This is a genomic window from Streptomyces sp. NPDC002130 (assembly GCF_040296465.1).
Lineage (GTDB): Bacteria > Actinomycetota > Actinomycetes > Streptomycetales > Streptomycetaceae > Streptomyces.
Window position 1 is genome coordinate 1 of the sequence record NZ_JBEOXI010000472.1, and the last position, 3255, is coordinate 3255.

The window sequence follows — 3255 nt, forward strand, 5'->3', positions numbered from 1 at the left end:
GAGAGGCCGGCTCCATTACGCAGCAGTATATTTGGCAGGAACTTCTCAGATAGATGCCTTCGCGCCGGCTGACGCCTTTGCCAAGAACTCGAGGCTCAGCGGGTTGTACTTCTCTGCCTGCTCGTGCTGCGGCCAGTGACCGCACTCCGAGTAGAGTTCGAGCTGAGCGCCCGGAATATCCTCGGCCATCTTCTTCGCTTCCGGAACATCACCGAACGGATTTTCCTGGCCCCAGACCACAAGAGTGGGCGCCTTGATGAGTGCCATTCGATCCGGGCGCAGCAGGTTCCGCTGGCGAACCTCCATCTCCTGCAAGGAAAGGAGGTTGTGGATGTTGGCGACAAAGTCAGGCTGATGGTAGATCCGGTGACGAGCCTGAACCAATTCCTCGGTTGCATCGGCGGGATCGTGCATGAGCAACTGCATACGTGCGCGGGTCAATTCGATATCGTCGCTCTGGACGGCCTTCGCGGTCGACGTCTTGATGCGCTCCATGACTACCGGGTTCGCGACTGTTCCACCTGCTGCCTCAAGCCGAAGAACGCCACTCCCGGGACGGGAGTTGCTACGGCAGCGGGAATTTCGTGTTCGATGACCAACCCTGTGGAGGTGAGCATCGAGACGAGGTACGGCTGTCCGGTGATCCACGGGTAGTCGAGGGTGATCGTCTGGGACTCGAGTCTGCCGATGGGATCTGCAGCGCCTACCAAATCGACGAATGTGTCGTTCACGGCAACTTGCGCGACGGTCACCGCGTCGGGGCCGGTGTTGCGTAGCGTCAACGTGATTCGGCCTGGTTCGAGGGCCGTTCGTTCGACGGAGATGTTCTCGATCGGTGGGCCGGTGCGTTCGGGGAGGCTTTGTCCGGCGAGCATTGCCAGCGCAGTCAGGGCGATGACGATGATCGCGAGTACTGCGGCGCCTCGGAGCCAAAGGCCGGTGCGAGATGCGCCTGTTTGATCGGACTCTGTATGCGCGGAACCCGCAGTGTCAAAGGAATTCTCATGAGTGCTCGTAGGAGAGGGAGGATCTGGGGTGCCGGTCATTCGGTCACCTCGAAGAATCCCATCCAGCCCAGATCGGCGAATTCGGTCTTGTGGGCGTGGAACATGTACTTGCCCAGGTAGGGAAAGCGCAGTTCGCATATTCCGCGCTGACCTTGGGCCTGGATGATCGTGTCCGTGAATTCGCTGGACTCGAGCCGAGTCCCGGTCGGGTAGTAGTCGAAGAAGTTCCCGTGCACGTGGAAGCTGTTGATCGGATCGTATTCGAGGACGTTGACCAGGTAGATGCGAACCAGCTCGCCTCGTTTCACCTGTACCGGTTCGTGCATGTGATGGAACGGGATGCCGTTGACCGCGTAGAGCTGGTTTCCTTGCCCGTCGAATGTGGTGTTGTAGCCGTGCATCACCATCACCATTTCGTCAGCCGCCGGGCGCCCCTGAGCTGGATCGACGATGAATGTGCCGTACATGCCGCGGGCAATGTGCTCTGCAAGTGGATTGACGTGGCAGTGATAGAGATGCAATCCGAAAGGGGTTGCATCGAATTCGTAAGTGAATGATTCGCCCGGCTCGATGATGCCCCGACCTACCCCGGGAATTCCGTCCATGTCAGCGGGATGGATTCCGTGAAAGTGCATCGTGTGAGGGTGCGCGGAACCGTTGACGAACCGCACCCGGAGCCGGTCTCCCTCACTGCATCTCAAGGCGGGACCTGGAATGCGGGAGTTGAAGGTCCACGCGGGAAAATAGACTCCGGGTGCTACCTCGATCTCCTCGTCGGCTGCGAAGATCTCCCACTCGCGTAGCGTTCGACCGTCAGGCAATTCGGAAGTCGTCCCGTAGTCGAAGTCACGCAGCATTGCCGTGGGATGAAACCCGTTGGCAGTGTGGTTCACCTGCTGACCGGCCCGAAAGGTCGCACCGCTCGTGCCGCCGTGACGGACTCCGCCGTCTCCGTCAGGTGCGGCGGTACCCGGGTTGGTGTTTCCGGGATGCTCGGTAGGCGATGCGCCCGCAACTCTTCCTGCGTTCATCATGAGTCCGGCTGATCCGGCGAGCGCCCCACCGATCAACAATTGTCGCCGCGACGGTGCGCTCATGGCCACCCGACCGAAGCATCGACATTCCTGGCAGTCAAAAGAGTCACACCTCAAAGTTTGTCATGCCGAACTTTATTTTCATAGCCCCCAAACTATCCGAACGCATTCGACCGAAAACAGGCGGACCGCGGAAATTTTCGACGAGTGGGGCGTCGTGGTTTCGCCACCTCGAACCGCAGAAGTTCGCAGAGATGGACTGCTTCCCTGTCGACAGCGCTCCGGCTCCCTCCTCGCTCGAATCAGGTCACACGGATTGCGGACGCTGAATCTCACGTTCGGACCCGCGCGCGGATTCGAACAGCAGCGACACGGCGACCAGGATGAATCCACAGGTGAGGTAGGTATCGGCAAGATTGAAGGTGGGCCACCAGCCGGTGTGGAAGTAGTCGGTGACCTTCCCGTCGAGGGCTCGGTCGACCACGTTGGAGGCAGCTCCGGCGAGGATCGCCGACCAACCCACCGTCCCCACCAGTGAAGCGGTGGGGACGGTGCGCCAGGCGTAAATTCCGACGCCGAGAGTGATGGCGGCGGTGACCGCGAGGATGATCCAGGCCGGAAGCTGTTGGCCGATGCTGAACGCGACACCGCTGTTGTACGCCAACTTCAGTTGCAGCAATCCCATATCGACGGTGCGTGCACCGGAAAGGGTACGGCGCGCAACGGGTTCGGCCGACAGTGCGATCGCGATGAGAGCGAGACCGACGACCACGAGAATCACCCGCCGCGTGCTACCTGTGCGGATTGATCGAGCCGCTAATTCGCTCACGTGCGGGCCTCGACCTTCCCCGCCGGTGCGGGTACCGATCCGGTGGGGAAGGCTTGCGCGCGGCCGGCCCGGACACCGTTGGCGATGACCACGATCTCAGCGACCTCGTGCACCAGGACCACGGCGGCCAGGCCGAGGACCCCGAACAAGGCCAACGGCATCAGGACGGTGATGATCGCCAGCGACAGTCCGACGTTCTGCAGCATGATGGTCCGGGAGCGGCGCGCGTGCGCCAACGCCTGCGGCAGGTGCCGCAGGTCTTCGCCCATCAGAGCAACATCGGCGGTCTCGATGGCCACGTCGGATCCCATCGCGCCCATGGCAATGCCCAAGTCGGCGGTGGCCAGGGCGGGGGCGTCGTTGACACCGTCCCCGACCATTGCCG

At 61.5% G+C, this 3255-nt stretch carries 4 protein-coding genes and 1 pseudogene; all 5 read right to left on the bottom strand.

Translation table 11 applies throughout. The annotated features are described in order from the left end of the window. Window positions 1-45: 45 nt before the first annotated feature. Window positions 46-495 (bottom strand): alpha/beta fold hydrolase, encoded by a 450-nt coding sequence (locus ABT116_RS41235; protein ID WP_351645357.1) that lies wholly within the window; start codon window positions 493-495, stop codon window positions 46-48. 2 nt (window positions 496-497) lie between these two features. After that, window positions 498-1046, bottom strand: a complete 549-nt coding sequence (locus ABT116_RS41240; protein WP_351645360.1) for a hypothetical protein — start codon at window positions 1044-1046, stop codon at window positions 498-500. Beyond that, window positions 1043-2104 carry a multicopper oxidase domain-containing protein gene (locus tag ABT116_RS41245; RefSeq protein ID WP_011331645.1) on the bottom strand — a complete coding sequence of 354 codons (1062 nt, stop codon included), beginning with the start codon at window positions 2102-2104 and terminating at the stop codon, window positions 1043-1045. Before ABT116_RS41245 ends, ABT116_RS41240 begins: the two co-directional genes overlap by 4 nt. A 244-nt stretch (window positions 2105-2348) precedes the next feature. Beyond that, entirely contained in the window at window positions 2349-2822 is a 474-nt protein-coding gene (lspA, locus tag ABT116_RS41250; RefSeq protein ID WP_351645363.1) for a signal peptidase II, read from the bottom strand. 44 nt (window positions 2823-2866) lie between these two features. Continuing rightward, window positions 2867-3255: pseudogene (locus ABT116_RS41255) on the bottom strand (heavy metal translocating P-type ATPase); the annotation flags it as partial.